Consider the following 19,047-nt stretch of genomic DNA (forward strand, 5'->3'; position numbering starts at 1 on the left):
GCGACTGTTAGCCGGATTTCTCGTCCGGCCGATATTCGAGAATGTCGCCCGGCTGACATTGCAGAATTTCGCAGATTTTTTCGAGCGTGTCGAAGCGCACGCCCTTCACCTTGCCCGACTTCAGCAGGCTCACATTCTGCTCGGCGATGCCGATCTGTTGCGCGAGATCGCGCGAGCGCATCTTGCGCTTCGCCAGCATCACGTCGAGATTGACGATGATCGGCATCAGACGATCTGCGCGTTTTCATCGGCGATGTCGGCCGCCGTCTTCTGGATATGGGCGAGCGCGAGGAGCGTCGCGAGCAGCATGAGCGTCGAAAGATCTTCCGGTCGCAGATAGATCGACGCCATATGCGCGCCCGCCGGCTTGTGCGCCGTGAGGATCAGCGATGTTAGCGGTCGGGCGGCGATATCGACGAGCGCCGCGATGAGGCCCGCTAACGCAAGACAGCGTAGCCATCCTGCCGCATCGGGCGTGAAGATGCGCCCCTCAAGATAGGCCGAGAACAGTCTCCAGCCGGCGTAGCAGGCGACGACGAGAAGCGCCCAGATCACGAAGCTGACGCCGAAGGCCGCAAGTCGCTGATCGGCGGACAGGCCTTCGACATCGACCTTCAGTGACGCAAATCGCGAAACGACCGCCGACTCGTCGCTCCAGAACATCACGATCGTGACGAGAATCCAGAGGCCATAGGCGACAAGCGCGAAGCGCAGCGTTTGGCAGAGCCAGCCGATGCGGCGGCGCAGCGAGTCGAGGCGAAGGTCATCAAAGGAAAGGGCAGGGAAGTCGGTCATGGCGGTCTCCTTATGTCGCTTACATTGACACAAGAAAAATTTAATGTCAAACATTAAAAACATACCGCAAAACATGAGGCGTTCTATGTCGCGCATTATTCGTCGCCTGTCTGGCCTGGCGCTCGCCGCCGCCATGCTTGCCGCCTGCAGCCATATGCCGGTCTCAACCATGTGGGCGCTGCGTAATTTCGACGCCGCTTCCGTCGATCCGGCCGTGCTGCGCGCGGCGGTGCGCCTGCCCGAAACTTTCGAGCCGCAGAAGGGCGGCGTGACCCTGAAGATCGGCTGGTGGCGCGACGGCGAAGCGAAGTCGAAGCATGAAATGATCTTTGCGCTTAAGGAAACGACCGCGCCGGAAGACGTCGCGCCGCTTGCCGGCGAGACGAAGGCCGGAACGCGCATTTATGCCTATCGCGTCGACCCGGCCGATTATGCGGCGATCCGCGCCCGGCAGAAGGAATTTCTGGAAGAGAAGGCGCGCGATCCCGGCAAGACGCACGGCTCCTTCGGCGTCGGCGCCGACGCCTGCCGGCGCGGCGACTTCCCGCAAGGTCCGCTGCTAACGACGACTTATTTGCGCACGCAGCCTTCTGGCCCCTATCTCACGGTGCTCAAGAATCTCGACATGCGCGAAGCGGCGACGAAGGAAAAGCCGCTCGATCAGCTGGTGCCGGCTTGCGAGAAATTCGCAAACCGCGCCGAGACGCCGATGGTCGTAAACCGTTAGGCCGCCTTTGCCTTCTCCATCATCTCGACGAAGCGGCGGAAGAGGTAATGGCTGTCCTGCGGGCCAGGCGAGGCCTCGGGATGATGCTGCACCGAGAAAGCCGGCCGGTCGGTGAGCGCGATGCCGCAGTTGGAGCCGTCAAAGAGCGAACGATGGGTCTCGACGGCGTTCGCCGGCAGGCTGTCGCGGTCGACCGCGAAGCCGTGATTCATCGAGACGATCTCGACCTTGCCGGTGGTGAAATCCTTCACCGGATGATTGGCGCCGTGATGCCCTTGCGGCATTTTCTTCGTCTTGGCGCCGACAGCGAGCGCCATCATCTGATGGCCGAGGCAAATGCCGAAGGTCGGCACCTTCGCCGCGAGCAGCTCACGGATCACTGGCGCGGCGTATTTGCCGGTTTCGGCGGGATCGCCGGGGCCGTTCGAGAGGAAGACGCCATCGGGGTTCAGCGCCAAAATCTCCGCGCTTGTCGCGGTCGCCGGCGCGACCACCACTTCGCAATCCTGCTCCGCTAAAAGCCGCAGGATGTTGCGCTTCACGCCATAGTCGATCGCGACCACGCGATACCTCGGCGCGCCGTTGCGCGCGCCATAGCCGCCGCCAAGCCGCCATGTTGTCTCGCGCCAGTCATAGCGCTCCTTCGAGCCGACGCTCGGCACCAGGTCCATGCCGTCGATCCCCGGCCATGCGGCGGCCCTGGCTTTCATCGCTGCAATGTCAAAGCAGCCGTCCGGCGCATAGGCGATGACGGCGTTCTGCATGCCGCGTTCGCGAATGAGCGTCGTCAGCGCGCGCGTGTCGATGCCGCACATGCCGACAACGCCGCGCGAGGCGAGCCAGTCGGCGAGCGGCTTCTGGGCGCGGAAATTCGAGGGGTCGGTGCATGGCGCGCCGAATATGGCGCCGACCGCGCCGGCGCTCTTGTCGAGATCGACGGTTTCGATGTCTTCATCGTTGGTCCCCACATTGCCGATGTGGGGGAAGGTGAAGGTGACGATCTGCGCGGCGTAGGACGGGTCCGTGAGGATTTCCTGATAGCCGGTCATGGCGGTGTTAAAGCAGACTTCGCCGACCGCTTCGCCGACGGCGCCGAGCCCGTATCCTTCGATCACTTCGCCACTGGCGAGAACCAGAACGCCGGTGTGGAGGGGTTTCTTCCAGCCGTTATCTTGATCGAGGGTCATACAGGTCTCAGCTCTCCGGCGCGTCGCTGGCTTGACAGCGCTCTCGCCGCGCGTCATGGCCGGACTTGATCCAGCCATCCACGGCTGCGGCGCCACGTGGATGCCCGCGACAAGCGCGGGCATGACGCGATTGGCTGTGGATGTAATGCATCCGCCCCGGAATTGGAAACCCCAAGGACACAACATGCGCGAGAAGATAGCGGCGGACCTCAAGACGGCGATGAAGGCGGGCGAGCGCGCCAAGGTCGATGCGCTGCGGCTCATCAACGCGGCGCTGAAGGATAAGGACATCGAAGCGCGCGGCGCCGGCAAGACGCTCAGCGGCGACGACGAGCTCGCGCTTTTGCAGAAAATGATCAAAAGCCGGCAGGAATCGCTGGAAATCTATGAAAAAGCCGGGCGCGAAGACCTCGCGGGCAAGGAGCGCGGCGAAATCGCGGTCATTTCCGCCTATTTGCCGCAGCAGCTCTCCGAGGCGGAAGTGGCCGAGGCCGTGCAGGCGGCGATCGCCGACACCGGCGCGGCCTCGATCAAGGACATGGGCAAGGTCGTGGCGTCGCTCAAGGCCAAATACACGGGACGCATGGACTTCGGCAAGGCCAGCGCGGCGGTGAAGGCGGCGCTGTCGGGCTAGGGGCCGCCGGCGGCCCTCTTCCGGCGCTTCGCGCCGCCTGCACCCGCTAAAGCGGGAGAAGGGAGAACGGCGCCGCTGGGCTTTCGCCAAATTCCTCGCGAATGGTCATCTGAAATGCGCAACCTGCCCCCTCTCCCGCGAAGCGGGGGAGGGCTGGGGAGGGGGCTACCGCCACAGCGCATGGAAATGATGCGGCGGACCGCGGCCCTTGCTCAATCGCAGCTGGTCCGCCGCCTCTAGCGCGCCCTCCAGCCACGCTTTCGCTGTTGCAATGGCGTCGATGAGCGGCGCGCCCTTGGCGAGTTCGCAAGCGATGGCCGAGGACAGCGCGCAGCCGGCGCCATGCGTGTTGCGCGTCGGGACGCGTCTTCCGCGGAAGATGCGCATCTCTCCCCTTTCGAAAAGAACGTCGACAGGTTCGCCCTCGAGATCGCCGCCCTTGACCAGCACCGCGTGGGCGCCGGCTGCGCAGAGGAGCCGCCCCTGCGCCGCCATCTCCTCGGCGCTGGTGGCGAGGGGCGTTTGCGTCAGCGCGCTCGCCTCGTGGAGGTTAGGCGTCACGAGCCGCGCCAAGGGCGGGAGGCTCGAGACCAGCGCAGCCTCCAGCCCGGCCGAGGCGAGGCTGACGCCCTGCGTCGGAACCAAGACTGGGTCGAGCACGACGTTGCGCGCGCCGTGGCGCGCCAGCGTCTTGGCGACTGCGTGCGCGATATCCGGCGTCGCCAGCATGCCGATCTTGATCGCGTCGGGAGAAATGTCGGACAGCACCGCCTCGATCTGCGCGGCGACGATCTCTGGCGCGACAGGATAGGAAGCGGTCACGCCCTGCGTGTTCTGCGCGGTGAGCGCCGTGATCGCCGCCATGCCGTAGCAGCCGAAGGCCGAGAAGGTTTTCAGGTCCGCCTGCACGCCCGCGCCGCCGGAGGGGTCGGAGCCGGCGATGGAAAGCAATTTGGGGATGTGCGCCATCCCCGAAGATTAGCGCGGCGCGACAGGCTCCGTCACGTTCGCTCGGAGCCGACCCACGCCAGAGCGCTGCGCACAAATTCACTTGCGTTGGCGCTCGGCCACTCGCCATGCGCGATGACGGCCTGTTTGATCGGCCAGCCGAGGATTTTGTCGCGGGCGGCGCGCGCCGGGCCGCGGCAGAGGAAAGAGAGACGCCATTCGAGCGGCGCATGCGGAGCGGCGAGGGTGATCCCGTCGAGACGCGCGAGCCATCGCCGCCACGCGCTCCAATGCGCGCAGAGGAATTCGTCGCTGAAGGCTTCGATCAAATCGGCGAAAATCGCGACACCTGACGGATGATGAAAAAAGACAATTTCATCCATAATGATAGAGCCGCGAAACCATGCCTGATCGATGGCGTCGCCCCATTCAGGCGGCGACGAATCTTGAAGCGGCGGCTCGAAGACCAGTTCGGGACGGCGCTTTATTGTCGAAAGCGGCCCCCAGAGCTTCGCGTTGGGATAAGCTTCCGTCCACTCGCCAAGATAGAGATGGTGGAGCTTGTTGGGACTGACGAGATGCGCCACTCGGCCGAGCGCATTGACCTCGGCGCGCAACTTTGCGGAAAGTCTCACTGGCGACCATACCCAAAGCGCGCTGTCGGCGAACCGCGCGATCAGCATGCGCGTGGGGTAGGGGAAACTAAGGAAGTCGACAAGGTCGCCGTCGGCGAGCCAGAGCGAGTCGCCGATTTGCTCAAGACCCATTGGCGTCTCCCGGTTCGCCCGAGACCACTTTTTTCAAACCCGATGTCTGATAGCGGCTCAACATGGCGCAAAGACGCCGCCTCAGCCGCTTGCACGGCCTGGACCGAAGGCCGATCAGTGCAATGTGAGGCTTTGATGCAAGAGGTGCTCGCTGCAGTTTTTCGGGCCACGCGATGACGCGATGATCCAGTGTATTAGGGCCGCATGTTCTGGCGTCGAGCCGGCGGCGGCAACAACCGAAACGCGGCCGCCCGGCCTGACTTGGAACGTCGCCTCTGCATATCCAGGACTAAGGCGCGTCGAACCGGGCGTGTGTCGTCTTATCGATTCCGCCAAAGCTGCAAAACAGGGCGATTGGCTGTGCGCAGCGCCGCGATTGTCCGATGCAGATGCATTAAAACCTGACAATGAAAGCATGAACACGCCGAGGACAATGAGAGAAGGCTTCATACAAATTGCTCCTCATGTGAACTTCTCGAAGCAAATATTTTTTTCATACGCCTCGGCCGGTCACGCCTTCGGCAGGCTCAGCACGCCGGCGTCGCCGTTCTCCGCGCCGAAGGCGAGACGCGCGCCCTTCTCGTCCCAGGCGAGCGCGCTGATCCGCGCGCGGTCATCATCCTGCGCCGGACGACGAACCAGAATCTCAGATCCGTCCGAAAGCCGCGCCAGCATGATCAGGCCGTCGTCGTAGCCGATCGCTATGACCAGAGCGGCGGGATGGAAGGCGACGCGCGTCACGATCGCCGAATGCACGCCGCATTCGCGCGGCGCCTGGCCCATCGGCCCATCCTTGCCCGAAAAGGGCCAGACGATGCAGGCGTCGGCGCCTGAGGTGGCCAGCCATTTCCCGTCATGCGACCAGGAAAAGCTGCGCGTTTTTCCCGGATATCCGGCCATGCGCATGTGCTTGCCATCGGCGAGACGCCAGCCGTGCAGCGTGTTCTCCTGCATCGAGGTGACGAGAAAGCGCCCGTCGGGAGAGATCGTGGCGTCAAGGTGCGAGCCCGCCCAGTCGAGCTCTTCCGGCTTGCCGGCGTTCGGGAACCAGAGAGTCGCGCCGCCGTAATGCGCGATCGCCAGCCGATAGCCCTTGGGAAAGAAGGCGAGGCCGCGCGAGGTCGACGGCAGATCCAGCGACTTCGCGTCGCCCTTGGCCGAGCGCGCTCGCGCCACCTTGCCTGCTGTCCACGCCACCGCGCCGCCACGTGCGGCGACGGCGTCGATCCATTTGCCCTTTTCGTCGCCGATGACTTCGACGCCGCCTTTCGCGTCGGTCGCCACGACGCGCCCGTCGTCTCCGCCGGTGACGAGCCGGTCGCCGTCATGCGCGGCGACGAGGATGGCCGCGTCTTGATGGGCCGGAATGCGGCGTCCCTCCGCGCCGTCGCCGAAATGCAGCGTCCCGTCGGCGAGCGCGAACACCGGCGCGCCGCCGAGGAACGCCGCGGCTGCGACAGGCTCACGAAGCCCGATCGTTTCGACTTTGTCGGTGAGCGTGGGAGACAGCGTCACGGCTATGCATGGTCCTCGACAGGCGCGCTCCAGCCGATCGGCAGGCGCGGGCGACGTTTCCGAAATTGGCCGCGCATCACGAGCGCAAAGGCGATGGCGTCGAGTCCCGCGAGGGTCAGCCACCACAGCTGCTCGGCCGCGGGACCGAACAGGCAAATGGCGAATCCCGCGCCGAGGCCGCCGAGAAGAAAGGGCGCGAGCGCCGGACGCGACTGGCCGACGAACAGGCTGGTGCGTGCGGCGACGAGCGCCGCCGCGGCCGCGCCGAGCACGCCGAGGTCGAACCAGATCTTGAAGATCAGGCTGCGCGGCGTCGCCGGCGTCAGATAGCCGCCGAGCACGCCCCAGGTGGCCGCGCCAAAGCCATGTCCGATCAATGTGCGCCAGCCGTCCGCGTCGATCATCTGACCCCAAAAGGCGAGATGTCTGAAGAAGCCGGGCGGACGCTCGGGCCAGATCAGATGCGCCGCATAGGCGGTCAGCGGCGCGAGCAGCACGATCGCCGTCATGAGCGCCGCAAAGACGATGGACATCAGCCGAGCGCGGCCGAAGGCGGCGGCGAAAACAGCCGCTCCAACGGCCAGCGCCGGGACGCCGTTCGGGGCGCCGGAAAGATAGCAGGCGATCGCCGTCGCCACCGCGAGGGCGGCCGCCGAATACCATCGGCCGCGGACGGCGAGCGCGCCCATGGCCGGCCAGACGAGCAGGGCCAGTCCGAGTCCGGCGCGGCCAAGCGGTCCGACATCGAGAATGTCGTCGAGCGTATATTGCGGCTTCAACAGCAAAGTGACGGCGGCAAGCGCAATCGTCGCCGCGGCGACGCCGATCGGCAACAGGTTGAGATTCGAGGTTTTGGTGCGCAGCGGCAGAAATCCGGTGGCGAGCGCAACCAGGGCGAGCGTCGCCGTGATTTTGGCGAAGCGTTCCGCCGGTCCCTCGAACGGCGTCCAGAGCAGCGAAAGCGCCGTCCAGGCGGCGAGCAACAGCGCGGCGAGAAACGGCGGCGAGCGCAGGATCGCGCGCAGGGAGCGCCCCGACCCTTCCGCCGGCGTCAGCGTCGCGGCGGCGAGCAGCAGCGCCGCCCCGATCGGCAGCAGCACATAAACCGTCTGCCGCGCCAGAATGGGCGCGATGAGCGAGATCACGAACAGCAAAAACACGCCAATCCGCAGCAGAAGGCGAGAAGCCTCCTCTGCGGGTTCGTCGGCATTGCGGCGCGAAAGGACAGACATGGCGAAGGTGCGCCTGAGTAGGGGATCTTTGATAGAGATTAGAACGAAATCGCCGGCGAGTAGCCTGCCGCAACGCAGTAAATCTGGGAAAGACCCCGATTTTTAGGCGACTGTGGCGCTTTTGCCTGTTTCAGGGCGTTTGGCCCCACTCATGGCGGACGCCCGCGTCGGGTTCGGCCGCCAGTCGATGGGGACGCAGCTCCGCCGCTCGCGTCGGCGCCAATCTGCCGAGCGCCCAGACGGCGGCGCCGCGAACAATGGCGGCGGCGTCTGCGATCAGCCGCTCGGCTTCGGCGGCAAGCTCGGGCCGGGCCGAATTGCCGATGGCGATCAGAACATTGCGCAAGAAGCGGTCCCGTCCGACGCGTTTGATTGGGGAACCCGAAAAAAGCGCGCGGAACGCCGCGTCGTCGAGGCGCGCCAATTCCGCCAGCGGCGGGGAGCCGAATTCGGGGCGCGCGGCGAGCTTCGCCTCGCGTCCGGCGCTCGCGTATTTGTTCCAGGGGCAGACCGCGAGACAGTCGTCACAGCCATAGATGCGATTGCCGATCTTGGCGCGAAATTCGAGGGGAATAGGGCCCTTGTGCTCGATCGTCAGATAGGAAATGCAGCGCCGCGCATCGAGGCGGTAAGGCGCTGGGAAGGCCGCCGTGGGACAGACGTCGAGACATTTGCGGCACAAGCCGCAATGATCGCGCTCGGGCGCGTCGGGATGGAGGCGAAGTGTCGTAAAGATTGCGCCCAGAAAGAGCCACGATCCGAAGTCTCGCGAAACGAGGTTTGTGTGTTTGCCCTGCCAGCCGACGCCGGCCGTCTGCGCGAGCGGCTTTTCCATGACGGGCGCGGTGTCGACGAAGACCTTGGCGTCGCCGGCGCCGGCGCGGCCGAGGATGAATCCGGCGAGCTGTTTCAGCCGGCCCTTGAAGAGGTCGTGATAATCGCGGTTGCGCGCATAGACGGAGATCGTTGCGCAGTCCGGCTTGGTCAGCGAAGCGAGCGGATCTCCGTCCTGCCCGTAGTTCAGGCCGAGCATGACGAGACTTGCCGCCTCGGGCCAGAGCGCGCGCGGCGCGGCCCGCCGCTCCGCGGTCTCGCGCATCCAGGCCATGTCGCCGTGCGCGCCGTCCCGCAACCATTCGCGCAGCCGATCGCCCTGCTCAGGCGCAACATCCGCCCGCGCGAAGCGGCAGACGTCAAAGCCAAGCTCGAATGCACGGGCGCGAATGTCCTCCTCGAGCGTCGAAGCGGCAGGCCGTCGAGCATCATGACTTGCCGGCGAAGCCATCGATGCATTCGGGACAAACGCCTGCATGTCAGCAGGGCGGTCGTAGAGGGATCGAGACGAGGAACTCGGCGCCAGGATCATGCTTTTTCATTTCGAGCGTCGCACTAAGTTGACGCGTAAATGACGAAATGATGCGCATGCCGAGCCCCTTGCGATCGAGCGGCGCGACGTCCTCGGGCATTCCAGCGCCTTCGTCGCGCACGGAAACGATGAAATTCTCGCTGCCCTGGCGCGCGACCGTCACCGAAATGATTCCCGATTGGCTTTCATAGGCGTATTTCGCCGCATTGGCGATGAACTCGTTGACGATCAGCGCGGTCGAAACCGCCCGGTCGGTTGCGATGACGATCCCTTCTTCAACCTCGGTGCGCACGTCGCATTGCGCGACGCTTTCATCCAAATCATGACACAGCGCCTCGATATATTTGCCAACGTCCATGCAATCGACGTCCGAGCCGCGAGACAGCTGATCATGCGCCTTTGCGATCGCTTCGACGCGGTGAGAGGCTTCGTTGAGAAGTTCGGATACCTGTTCGTCGCCTGCGTCGTTGGCTTGCAGGCGGAGCATGCTGCCGACGATGGAAAGGCTGTTCTTCACGCGATGATTCATTTCTTTGAGCAGCGCTTCGTTGCGCGCGAGCGCCGCTCTTAGCTTGCGCTCTTCCCGCTCGCGTTCGATGGCCATGCCAAGAAGATTCGCGGCGCCCTGTAGAAAGGCAATGTCCTGGTCAATGAACTCGGCCGGCGAGCGGCTGTCGACTTCGAGGATGCCATAGGGTTTTCCGTCACCCTGCAGGATCACGTTCATTGCCCGGCGAACGCCGTGCTGACGTAGCAATTCGGGAGTCCTGAACCGCGTCTCCTTTTCGAGGTGATTGGAGATGACCGGTTGGCCGCTGCGCAATGCATATCCCGCAGGCGAGTCGAGATCCGCGCCGACTTTCGCGACGCCCACGACGCCGCGACTCCAGCCGACGCCGGCGCGCACCAGAAACTGGTTCTCGGACGGAAGCAGCTCCAGCACCTTGCAGAATTCCGCATCCAGTCCTTGCGCCGTGAGTCGTACTGTGTCCGTCAGCAGCTGATCGAGCGAAGCGCCTTGCAGGGCGGAAACGCCGAGCTCCGCCAATATCTGCTGCTGCCGAATGCGCTGCTGCAGTCCGCGCGATGCATCGCCGGCGTTGACGGCCTTCGACTCAAATTTTTCACTCTCGCGCTCGTTGGGTGCGCTCATACGATGGTCCCGTATTGCGGCTACTTGCCTCACTCCACCCAATAGTTGTCAAGCGCGGCCGCAGTGCGGCCTTGCGACAGCGGCGCCTGAGCCTTCAGATCTGGCGCCGCCGACCGCTCAGCGACGTTAGAAATCCAGTTCCGCATAGTATCGGCCCGGCGTAAGTCCTGGAGCCCGATACGACAGCAGCGGACGAAACGCGGGGCGTGACTTGATGCGTTGATACCAGTGCTTCGCCGCCTCATCCTCGTCCCACGGCGCATCGCCAAGATAATCGGCGCAGGAGATATGCGCGGCCGCGGCGAAGTCGGCATAGGTCAAACGGTCGCCCGCGAGCCAGTTGCGCGCATTGGTGAGATAGCCAATGTAGCGCATATGGTGCCGGATGTTGGCGCGCGCCACACGCACCACGTCCATATCGGGCGCGCCGCCCGGGGGCGCAAAGCGCTTGTAGACCTTCTCCGTGATCAGCCAGTTGGTGACCTCGTCGAAAAACTTGACGTTGAACCAGTCGACAAGTCGACGCGTTTCGATGCGTTCCGCCATTTCCTGCGGCAGGAGCCGTTGCGCTCCGCGTTCGGCGCCATAGGTCTCGTCTATATATTCGGCGATGAGATTGGCGCCGGGCGCGACAAGGCCGTTATCGTCGACGAAGACCGGCGTGCGGCCGGCAGGATCAAGCGCGAGAAATTCTGGGCGGCGGTCGCTCACGCGCTCCTCGATGAGCGTTGCGTCTATTCCATATTCGGAGAGGACGAGCCGGACAAATCGCGAATGGGGGCAGAGGGGGTGATGATAAAGCGTGGGCATGAGGCCTTTTCGAGCGAACGCGAAGCGACGATCGGGGCGCCGCCTTCTGTATGCTGGTTTGGGTTAGCGCCGCTAGCCGGCGGTTTTACGGCTTTGATGAGCTTTTTAGCGCGCAGCTTTTGCTAGGATATGCCATGATTCGTTTGCTCTTCGCACTTTCGCTCGGCCTGATGCTGTTCGCGGCCGCGGGGAACGCTGATACGCTGAAGGACGGCGTTCCAAATCTCTCAGTCATTGGCGAGGCTTATGAGGACGTCGCGCCCGACTTGGCGATCTTGCGGTTCGGCGTCGTCACCGAACGGCCGCTGGCCGCCGACGCCGCGGCGGAAAATGCGCGCGCGGTCGAAGCTGTTCTCGCCGAGCTCAAAAAATTAGGCGTTCCCGACGCTGAAGTGCAGACGCAAGGCGTAACGCTCGCGCCCGTCACCGTTGAAGAGCGAGACCCCAAGACGGGCAAACCCAAGACATCGCAAAAGTTTTTTCGCGCGCGAAACGATCTGAGCGTGCGCGTGACGCGGATCGAAAAGGCCGGCGAAATCGCCGGCGGTCTGATCGACAAGGGCGTTAACAGCTTCGAAGGCATTGATTTCGAAATCGCGCATCCCAAGCAACGGCTCGACGCATTGCGGCGCGAAGCAGTCAAGGATGCGGAGCGGCAGGCGAAGATCTATGCGGAGGCGGCCGGACTGCGGCTGTCCCGCGTGATCGAAATTCGTCCGCTCGAGGAGATCGATGCGCGTCCGCGCGCCTATGCGGCGAAGGCCGCCGGGGCTCCCGGAGCCGCCGAGATCCCTTTGCGTCCCGGGCTGCAGCGTCTCTCGGCGCGCGTGAACATGGTCTGGGGACTCTCGCGTTAGTTTGCGTCTGCCCGTCGAAGCGGCGAAAGCCCGCGCCGCTGCTCGCAATTTGTTCGCTTGAAGCCGTATCGCGCTGCACAATTTCACGCTAAGCTCTGGTCAGCGACTGGTGGGCCGCAATGTGAGGGGTCGCGGATGGCGCATGTCATCTTTTACGAAAAGCCGGGCTGCGCCGGCAATGCGCGGCAGAAGGCGCTGCTCGTCGCCTCTGGACATGAGGTCGAAGTTCGGGACCTTCTGACCGAATCCTGGAGCCCGTCGAGCCTGCGTCCCTATTTCGGCTCCAAGCCGTTGCCGGAATGGTTTAACGCCGCCTCGCCGCGCATCAAATCCGGCGAGATCGACCTGGAGAAAGTCACGCCGCAGGAAGCATTGGTGATGATGATGCTCGATCCGGTGCTCATCCGTCGCCCTCTGATGCGAATCGGCGATCATTGCGAGGCCGGTTTCGACTCGGCTGCGGTCGACGCGTGGATCGGACTGAAGCGGACCGATGAAACTGTCAGCGACGTGTGCGTGCGCTCCGTCGCCAACGACACTTTTTAGCCTCCTCGGCAGCGCTTCTCCGCCATAAATGGGGCGCTGCGAAACCCTTCCCGACGAACCATAATATGTAAATGGCGCCGGTTCGGCCGTCCGGCAGCCATCTGAACGGGCGCGGCCGGCGGTGACCGTGGGCGAAGCTGCGGAGGAGGAGCCCTAAGCGTGCAGCCTTCGGCGGAAGGAAAGAAATATTGGGCGATCGGAGCCGATGCGGCGCTTGAGCGCCTGGGCGTGACGCGTTTGGGCTTGAGCGAGGCTGAAGCCGAACGGCGACTCGCCGTTCATGGCCCCAATCGCCTTCCGGCCGGTAGGCGGCGCAGCCCGCTCATGCGCTTCGCGCTGCAGTTCCACAATGTATTGATTTATGTGCTGCTCGCCGCCGCCTTCGTCACGGCGCTCATGCAACACTGGATCGATACCGCAGTCATCGTCGCGGTCGTCGTCATCAACGCGATCATTGGGTTCATTCAGGAGGGCAAGGCCGAGGAGGCCATGGAGGCCGTCCGCAACATGCTGTCGCTGCATGCGACGGTCATTCGCGACGGGCGGCGCGTCGTCATCGACGCGAGCGCCGTCGCGCCTGGCGACATCGTCTATGTCCAGTCGGGCGACAGGATTCCGGCGGACATCCGTCTCATCCGGGTCAAATCTCTGAAAGTGCAGGAGTCGGCGCTCACCGGCGAGTCGCTGCCGGTCGACAAGGACCTGGAGCCGGTCATGGCGGATGTGCCGCTCGGAGATCGGGCCCCGATGGCCTATTCGGGGACCGTCGTGACCTACGGTCAGGCGACGGGCGTCGTTGTCGCCACGGGGGCCGCGACCGAGATCGGACGCATCAACGCCATGCTGTCGGAGGTGGAGACGCTCTCCACGCCCTTGTTGCAGCGTATGGACGAATTCGCGCGCTGGCTCACGGTCGTCATTCTGGTCGTGTGCGCCGCCGTCTTCGCTTTTGGCGCGCTGGTCTGGGGATTCGACGCCGGCGAGATGTTCATGGCGGCGGTCGGGCTCGCGGTTTCGGCGATCCCCGAAGGATTGCCGGCGATTATCACCATTACGCTGGCGATCGGCGTGGAGCGCATGGCCCGGCGCAAGGCGATCATCCGCCAACTGCCGGCGGTCGAGACGCTCGGCGCGGTGAGCACGATCTGCTCGGACAAGACCGGCACGCTGACGCTCAATGAATTGATCGTGCGCTCGATCGTCGTCTCCGGCGGGATCTATGACACGACCGGGTCGGGATACGACCCGCACGGCGGCTTCCTGCGCAATGGCAAGGACGTCGTGGTGCGCGACGACATTCACCTGACCGCGGCTTTGCGCCCTCTTGCGCTCTGCAACGACGCCGTGCTGCGCGAAACTGGCGGCGTCTGGAGCGTCGAGGGCGATCCGACCGAAGGCGCCTTGCTCGCCGCCGCCGTCAAAGGCGGCGTCAATCTGGAAAAGCTGGCGCTGGAGCTGCCGCGCACGGATGAGATTCCTTTTGAGTCGCAGCATCGCTTCATGGCGACGCTGCATCACGACCATAACGGCGCTGGCTACATTTTCGTCAAGGGCGCGCCTGAGCGGCTGCTCGAAATGTGCTTCTGGGAGCAGGGCGTGCGAGGAGAGCAGCGTCCGCTCGACTGCGCCTGCTGGCTCGAACGCATTATTGAGATGGCCACGCGCGGGCAGCGGGTTTTGGCGGTCGCCTCCAAGAAAGCCGAAGAGGGTCAGCAGCAACTCTCTTTCGGCGACGTTGAAAGCGGGCTCGTCTTTGTCGGTCTCATCGGCCTGATTGATCCGCCGCGCCCCGAGGCCGTCGAGGCGATCCGCGCATGCGCGAATGCCGGCATGTCCGTCAAAATGATCACGGGCGACCACGCCGCGACGGCGATCGCCATCGCCCGCGAACTCGGACTCAACCGTCCGGATTCCGTGCTCACCGGACGCGACCTCGACGCGATCGGCGACGAGGCGCTCGGCGAGGCGGCAAGCGCCACGACGGTGTTCGCGCGCACCAGTCCCGAACATAAGCTGCGACTCGTTCAGGCGTTGCAGAAGCGTGGCGAAGTCGTCGCGATGACCGGCGACGGCGTCAACGACGCGCCTGCCTTAAAGCGCGCCGACATCGGCATCGCGATGGGCGTCAAAGGCACCGAGGCGGCAAAAGAGGCCGCGGCGATGGTGCTTGCCGACGATAATTTCGCATCGATCGTGCATGCGGTGCATGAAGGCCGCGTCGTCTACGAAAATCTGAAGAAGACCATCCTCTACATCTTGCCGACCAATGGCGGCGAGGGCCTCACGGTGATCGCGGCGATCGCCATGGGCGAGACCCTGCCGGTGACGCCGGTGCAGATCCTGTGGATCAATCTGATCACCGCCGTCACGCTCGGCCTCGCGCTCGCGTTTGAGCCGCCGACCAAGGGCGTCATGCTGCGTCCGCCGCGCCCGTCGGGCGAACCGATCCTGTCCCGCTATTTCGTCTGGCGTATCGTTTTCGTGTCTTTCATGATGCTGATCGCGACCTTCGGTCTCTATGAATTAGAGAAGGCGCGGGGCATGGGGCTCGACAGCGCGCGAACGGTCGCGGTCAACACGCTCGTCGCCTGCGAAGTCGCTTATCTCTTCAACGCGCGTTTCCTTTCCGAGTCGTCACTCTCGTTGAAGGGTCTGTTCGGTAGCCGCGCGGTGTTGATTTCCGTCGCCATCGTCGTCGTGCTGCAGGCCATGTTCACTTACGCGCCTTTTATGCAGGCGCTGTTCAACACCACGCCGCTCGACCCGGAGATATGGTGGCATATCGCGGGCGCGAGCGTCGTGCTGTTTCTGCTCGTCGAGGTCGAGAAGGCCATTTTCCGTTCGCCAGCAGCGGCTCCTGCGCTTCGTGGGGTTCCGGCTGCGCCGGCGACCGGCGCAGCCGCCGTCGTCGCGCCTGGCGATTGGGTCCGACCTGTCGTCGCCGGCTTATTGGGGCTGCTCATCATTGTCGTGAGCGGCGCGTTCTATCTTCACACCCGGGTCAGTCTGACGCGCGAAGAAGCGTCAGCTGGTCGAACCGTCGTCGTCAGCGGCGTGATCGCCCCAGCGTCACAGACGCCGATCAATGCGCCTGCGGCCGGCGTCGTCGCGACGCTGACGTGCGACCTCGGCGCGCAAGTGGAGAAGGGCGAAACCTGCGCGACGCTCGCGCCGCCTTCCTCCGACGAGGCTCTGGCGCGCGAGAAAAGCGCTCTGGCGGCGGCGCAGTCACAATTGGCGCAGCGCGAGCGCGCGCAGGCGAGGGCGCAGGCGAATCTCGACAGACGGGAGGCGCGTTCAGGGCGTCGCGCCGCCAACAGGAAGGCGCTGAGCGCGGCGCGCCGCGCTCTGGCGCGGGCGCAGGCGCGAGTCGAGCGCGCCGAAGCGGAAGTCGCGCTGCGCCGCGAGGCGGTGACGAAGGCGGAGGCGGCGGCCGCCGGCGCCGCAATTGTCGCGCCGGTCGCAGGTCTCGTCTTAGAGCGAAGGGCAGCTGTCGGCGCGCACGTTGAAATGGGCGCGCCGCTGTTCATAATCGGCGACGCCAAGACCGTTCGCCTTCATGGGAGGGTGGAGGGGGAGGACGCCCTCGCGATCGCGCCGGGCGCCAAAGCGCTGCTGACGAGCGAGTCCGTCCCTGGCCGGACATTTTCAGGAAAGGTGACCGAGGTGCGCCGGCCCGCGGCGCCGCGAGCGGGCGCGAGGGTCGACGTGGTGGTTGAGTTCGAGAATTCCGACCTCGCACTTCGACCGGGAATGGCGGCTTCGGCGCGAATTGACCTCGAGGAGAGCGCCGCGACGTTAGGCGAAGAAGAAATTTGAGTCGCGGCGCCGGGCAGGTTGACGCTGCGAGCGTCGCCGCCGGTGCGGGGCCAGCCGCCGCCATGGCGCAAGCCGCCGCCGCGGCGGTCCCATCCCCCCGTTCGATGGAAATCCGTGGTGCCCCTGGCCGGAGTCGAACCAGCACTCCTTGCGGAACTCGATTTTGAGTCGAGCGCGTCTACCAATTCCGCCACAGGGGCCCGGCCGGCGAGAAGCCGGCGAAGCGGCGCGGATATTAGCCGCGCCGCTTCGCCCGTCAACCCACGAAACTTCTATCTTCAACGCTTACGTGCTATGCGCGGGAGGCGCGTCGCGCCAACCCCGGGAACAGATGAAAAAGCTCTACGACTGGACCATGTCGCTCGCCGCGAGCCGACATGCGCCCTTGGCGCTCGGCGCGATCGCTTTTGCCGAGAGCTCCTTCTTCCCGGTGCCGCCCGACGTGATTCTCGTGCCGATGACGCTCGCCGAGCCGAAGAAGGCCTGGTATTTCGCTGGCATCTGCACGATCGCCTCGGTCGCGGGCGGGGCGCTCGGCTATGCCTTCGGCGCGCTCTTCTATGACACGATCGGTCAGTGGCTGATTAATCTCTACGGCTACGGCGAGAAGATGGAGGCGCTGCGCGCCTTCTACGCGCAGTGGGGCGCGATCTTCATTCTGGTCAAGGGCTTCACGCCCATTCCCTTTAAGCTCGTGACCATCGTCTCGGGGCTTCTCGCCTATAATTTCCCGCTGTTCATCGTATTGTCGATGGTGACGCGGGGGGCGCGGTTCTTCGTGCTGGCGGCGGCGATCAATCGCTTTGGCGATCCGATCCGCTCGAAGCTCGAGAGCCACTTCGGACTTTTCATCGCGTCGCTGGCGGTGATCGTCGTCGCCGGCTTCGCGCTTGCGGCGAAGATGTTTTAAGCGTGCGAGTCTGTCGAATGGAGTGGCGCAGCGTCGTTCATTGCGTCTTCGAGCCGCGCAACGCATCGCTTCTCATCCTCGCCGCCGCCGTTGCGGCGATCGGCGGCGCCTGGGCCTATGAGTCGCTCGGCTATCTGCCGTGCGAACTCTGCTACAAGGAGCGCGTTCCCTATTACGCGGCTTTGGCGCTCGCGCCGCTCGCCGCCTTCGCCGCGCAGACAGGGCGGAGCGGAATGGCCCGCGCGGCCTTCCTGCTGATGGCGCTGCTCTTCGCCGGCAACGCCATGCTTTCGATCTATCATTCGGGCGTCGAGTGGAAGATTTTCGCGGGGCCCAGCGACTGTTCCGGGCCGCTGTCGACCGCGCCATCGGTCGCCGATTTCATGAAGCAACTTCAGTCGGTGAAGGTCGTGCGTTGTGACGAGCCGAATCTATGGATATTCGGCCTGACGCTGGCGAATTGGAATGTCGCGATTTCCGCGGCGCTGGCGGCGCTGGCCCTTCTTGTTGTGAGACGCAGCAGCACGCACGGAGGCGCGCAGTGAACATCACCCCGCCGCCACTCTGGCGCTGGCCCTGAGCTTTTCCGTCTCGCTCTTGAGCTGTCCGCAAGCGGCGAGAATGTCGCGCCCGCGCGGCGTGCGCACCGGGCTCGCATAGCCGGCGTTGAAGACGATGTCCGAGAAGCGCTCGATCGTCTCCCAATCCGAACATTCGTAGGGCGCGCCCGGCCAGGGATTGAAGGGGATCAGATTGATCTTCGCCGGCAGCCCTTTCAGCAGCCGAACCAGTTCCTTGGCTTCGGCGGGCGAGTCGTTCACGCCCTTCAGCATCACATATTCGAAGGTGATCCGCCTCGCGTTCGAGGCGCCGGGATAATCGCGGCAGGCCTGCAGCAGCTCTTTGATCGGATATTTCCTGTTGAGCGGCACGAGTTCGTTGCGCAGCTCGTCGCGCACCGCGTGCAGCGAAATCGCCAGCGCGGGCCCGCATTCTGATCCCAGGCGTTCGATCTGCGGCACGACGCCGGAAGTCGAGACGGTGATGCGGCGCTTTGACAGCGCCAGCCCGTCGCCGTCGGCCATGACTTCGACCGCCGCCATGACATTGTCGAGATTATAGAGCGGCTCGCCCATGCCCATGAAGACGATGTTGGAGATGGCGCGCACGCCTTCGCCCGACGGCACGAGACCGTCCGTCGGCCGTTCACGATCAGGAAAATCGCCGAGCCGCTGCCGGGCGACGAGCAATTGCCCGACAATTTCGGCGGTCGTCAGATTGCGCACGAGCCGCTGCGTGCCCGTGTGGCAGAAGCTGCAATTCAAAGTGCAGCCCACCTGTGAAGAGACGCAAAGCGTCCCGCGGTCGCTTTCGGGAATATAAACGCATTCGACCTCGGCGCCCTTGTCGAAGGCGTCGACCGGCTGCAGCCTCAGCAGCCATTTGCGCGTGCCGTCGACCGAAATCTGCTCCTCGACGATCTCCGGCAGGCGCAGCGCAAAGGCGCCCGTGAGCTGCGCCCGCATCGCCTTCGAGACATTCTGCATTTCGCTAAAGTCGCGCGCGCCGCGGAAATAGACCCAATGCCAGATCTGCGACGCGCGCATGCGGATTTCGCGCTCGGGAAGCCCGAAGGCGCGCAAGGCGTCGCCGATCTCGGCGCGGGTCATCCCGGCGAGCGAAGGCTTAAGCGTCATCGTGGGCGCAGCGGAAAGATCGGATAGGCTCATGAAATCCTCGGAACAGCGTTCCTTATATCATGTCTGCGTGCGATTTTTTGA

At 64.5% G+C, this 19,047-nt stretch carries 19 protein-coding genes and 1 tRNA gene; 7 read left to right on the plus strand and 13 right to left on the minus strand.

The features are described from left to right. Positions 1–7 precede the first annotated feature (7 nt). Positions 8–226 carry a helix-turn-helix domain-containing protein gene (locus tag ACR65T_RS11530; protein WP_434496605.1) on the minus strand — a complete coding sequence of 73 codons (219 nt, stop codon included), beginning with the start codon at positions 224–226 and terminating at the stop codon, positions 8–10. Continuing rightward, positions 226–795 carry a DUF2975 domain-containing protein gene (locus ACR65T_RS11535; RefSeq protein WP_434496606.1) on the minus strand — a complete coding sequence of 190 codons (570 nt, stop codon included), beginning with the start codon at positions 793–795 and terminating at the stop codon, positions 226–228. Before ACR65T_RS11535 ends, ACR65T_RS11530 begins: the two co-directional genes overlap by 1 nt. An 85-nt stretch (positions 796–880) precedes the next feature. Between ACR65T_RS11535 and ACR65T_RS11540 the strand changes: the two genes are divergently transcribed. Then, on the plus strand, positions 881–1,522 hold the full coding sequence (locus ACR65T_RS11540; RefSeq protein ID WP_434496607.1) for a hypothetical protein: 642 nt from the start codon (positions 881–883) through the stop codon (positions 1,520–1,522). On the opposite strand, the gene carA is transcribed toward ACR65T_RS11540, so the two are convergent. Further along, positions 1,519–2,709 (minus strand): glutamine-hydrolyzing carbamoyl-phosphate synthase small subunit, encoded by a 1,191-nt coding sequence (gene carA, locus ACR65T_RS11545; protein ID WP_434496608.1) that lies wholly within the window; start codon positions 2,707–2,709, stop codon positions 1,519–1,521. The genes ACR65T_RS11540 and carA overlap by 4 nt on opposite strands. A 184-nt stretch (positions 2,710–2,893) precedes the next feature. Between carA and ACR65T_RS11550 the strand changes: the two genes are divergently transcribed. Beyond that, on the plus strand, positions 2,894–3,343 hold the full coding sequence (locus ACR65T_RS11550; RefSeq protein ID WP_434496609.1) for a GatB/YqeY domain-containing protein: 450 nt from the start codon (positions 2,894–2,896) through the stop codon (positions 3,341–3,343). Between the two features lie 165 nt (positions 3,344–3,508). On the opposite strand, the gene thiD is transcribed toward ACR65T_RS11550, so the two are convergent. The 8 genes from thiD to ACR65T_RS11590 form a co-directional block, all read right to left on the minus strand. Then, positions 3,509–4,312 carry a bifunctional hydroxymethylpyrimidine kinase/phosphomethylpyrimidine kinase gene (gene thiD / locus ACR65T_RS11555; RefSeq protein ID WP_434496610.1) on the minus strand — a complete coding sequence of 268 codons (804 nt, stop codon included), beginning with the start codon at positions 4,310–4,312 and terminating at the stop codon, positions 3,509–3,511. A 32-nt stretch (positions 4,313–4,344) separates the two neighbouring features. Further along, positions 4,345–5,058: a DUF4336 domain-containing protein gene (locus tag ACR65T_RS11560; RefSeq protein WP_434496611.1), complete on the minus strand. Its 714-nt coding sequence runs from the start codon at positions 5,056–5,058 to the stop codon at positions 4,345–4,347. A gap of 114 nt (positions 5,059–5,172) precedes the next feature. Next, on the minus strand, positions 5,173–5,508 hold the full coding sequence (locus ACR65T_RS11565) for a hypothetical protein (protein ID WP_434496612.1): 336 nt from the start codon (positions 5,506–5,508) through the stop codon (positions 5,173–5,175). Positions 5,509–5,568: 60 nt separating this feature from the next. After that, positions 5,569–6,573: a WD40 repeat domain-containing protein gene (locus ACR65T_RS11570; protein ID WP_434496613.1), complete on the minus strand. Its 1,005-nt coding sequence runs from the start codon at positions 6,571–6,573 to the stop codon at positions 5,569–5,571. Positions 6,574–6,575: 2 nt separating this feature from the next. Continuing rightward, positions 6,576–7,805 carry a hypothetical protein gene (locus ACR65T_RS11575; RefSeq protein WP_434496614.1) on the minus strand — a complete coding sequence of 410 codons (1,230 nt, stop codon included), beginning with the start codon at positions 7,803–7,805 and terminating at the stop codon, positions 6,576–6,578. Between the two features lie 130 nt (positions 7,806–7,935). Further along, on the minus strand, positions 7,936–9,090 hold the full coding sequence (gene queG / locus ACR65T_RS11580; RefSeq protein ID WP_434496615.1) for a tRNA epoxyqueuosine(34) reductase QueG: 1,155 nt from the start codon (positions 9,088–9,090) through the stop codon (positions 7,936–7,938). Between the two features lie 28 nt (positions 9,091–9,118). Further along, positions 9,119–10,324, minus strand: coding sequence for a sensor histidine kinase (locus tag ACR65T_RS11585; RefSeq protein ID WP_434496616.1), 1,206 nt, complete (start codon positions 10,322–10,324; stop codon positions 9,119–9,121). Between the two features lie 126 nt (positions 10,325–10,450). Continuing rightward, positions 10,451–11,134 (minus strand): glutathione S-transferase family protein, encoded by a 684-nt coding sequence (locus ACR65T_RS11590; protein WP_434496617.1) that lies wholly within the window; start codon positions 11,132–11,134, stop codon positions 10,451–10,453. Between the two features lie 134 nt (positions 11,135–11,268). On the opposite strand from ACR65T_RS11590, the gene ACR65T_RS11595 reads away from it, so the two are divergent. From ACR65T_RS11595 to ACR65T_RS11605, 3 genes are all read left to right on the plus strand, one after another. Next, entirely contained in the window at positions 11,269–11,991 is a 723-nt protein-coding gene (locus tag ACR65T_RS11595; RefSeq protein ID WP_434496618.1) for an SIMPL domain-containing protein, read from the plus strand. A gap of 135 nt (positions 11,992–12,126) precedes the next feature. After that, positions 12,127–12,537: an ArsC/Spx/MgsR family protein gene (locus tag ACR65T_RS11600; RefSeq protein ID WP_434496619.1), complete on the plus strand. Its 411-nt coding sequence runs from the start codon at positions 12,127–12,129 to the stop codon at positions 12,535–12,537. Between the two features lie 159 nt (positions 12,538–12,696). Further along, positions 12,697–16,356: an HAD-IC family P-type ATPase gene (locus ACR65T_RS11605; RefSeq protein WP_434496620.1), complete on the plus strand. Its 3,660-nt coding sequence runs from the start codon at positions 12,697–12,699 to the stop codon at positions 16,354–16,356. A gap of 115 nt (positions 16,357–16,471) precedes the next feature. On the opposite strand, the gene ACR65T_RS11610 is transcribed toward ACR65T_RS11605, so the two are convergent. Beyond that, a tRNA-Leu gene (locus ACR65T_RS11610) sits at positions 16,472–16,556 on the minus strand. A 131-nt stretch (positions 16,557–16,687) separates the two neighbouring features. On the opposite strand from ACR65T_RS11610, the gene ACR65T_RS11615 reads away from it, so the two are divergent. After that, the gene (locus ACR65T_RS11615; protein ID WP_175095167.1) at positions 16,688–17,266 is read left to right on the plus strand and encodes a YqaA family protein; all 579 of its coding nucleotides are present in this window, start codon (positions 16,688–16,690) and stop codon (positions 17,264–17,266) included. Positions 17,267–17,283: 17 nt separating this feature from the next. Then, a complete protein-coding gene (locus ACR65T_RS11620; RefSeq protein ID WP_434496621.1) occupies positions 17,284–17,811 on the plus strand; it encodes a disulfide bond formation protein B in 528 nt (175 codons plus the stop codon). Between the two features lie 3 nt (positions 17,812–17,814). Here ACR65T_RS11620 and rlmN read toward each other — a convergent pair whose 3' ends face one another. Beyond that, positions 17,815–18,996, minus strand: coding sequence for a 23S rRNA (adenine(2503)-C(2))-methyltransferase RlmN (gene rlmN, locus ACR65T_RS11625; RefSeq protein WP_434496622.1), 1,182 nt, complete (start codon positions 18,994–18,996; stop codon positions 17,815–17,817). Positions 18,997–19,047 lie beyond the last annotated feature (51 nt).

The organism is Methylocystis sp. (assembly GCF_051061285.1).
In the GTDB taxonomy this organism is placed as follows: domain Bacteria; phylum Pseudomonadota; class Alphaproteobacteria; order Rhizobiales; family Beijerinckiaceae; genus Methylocystis.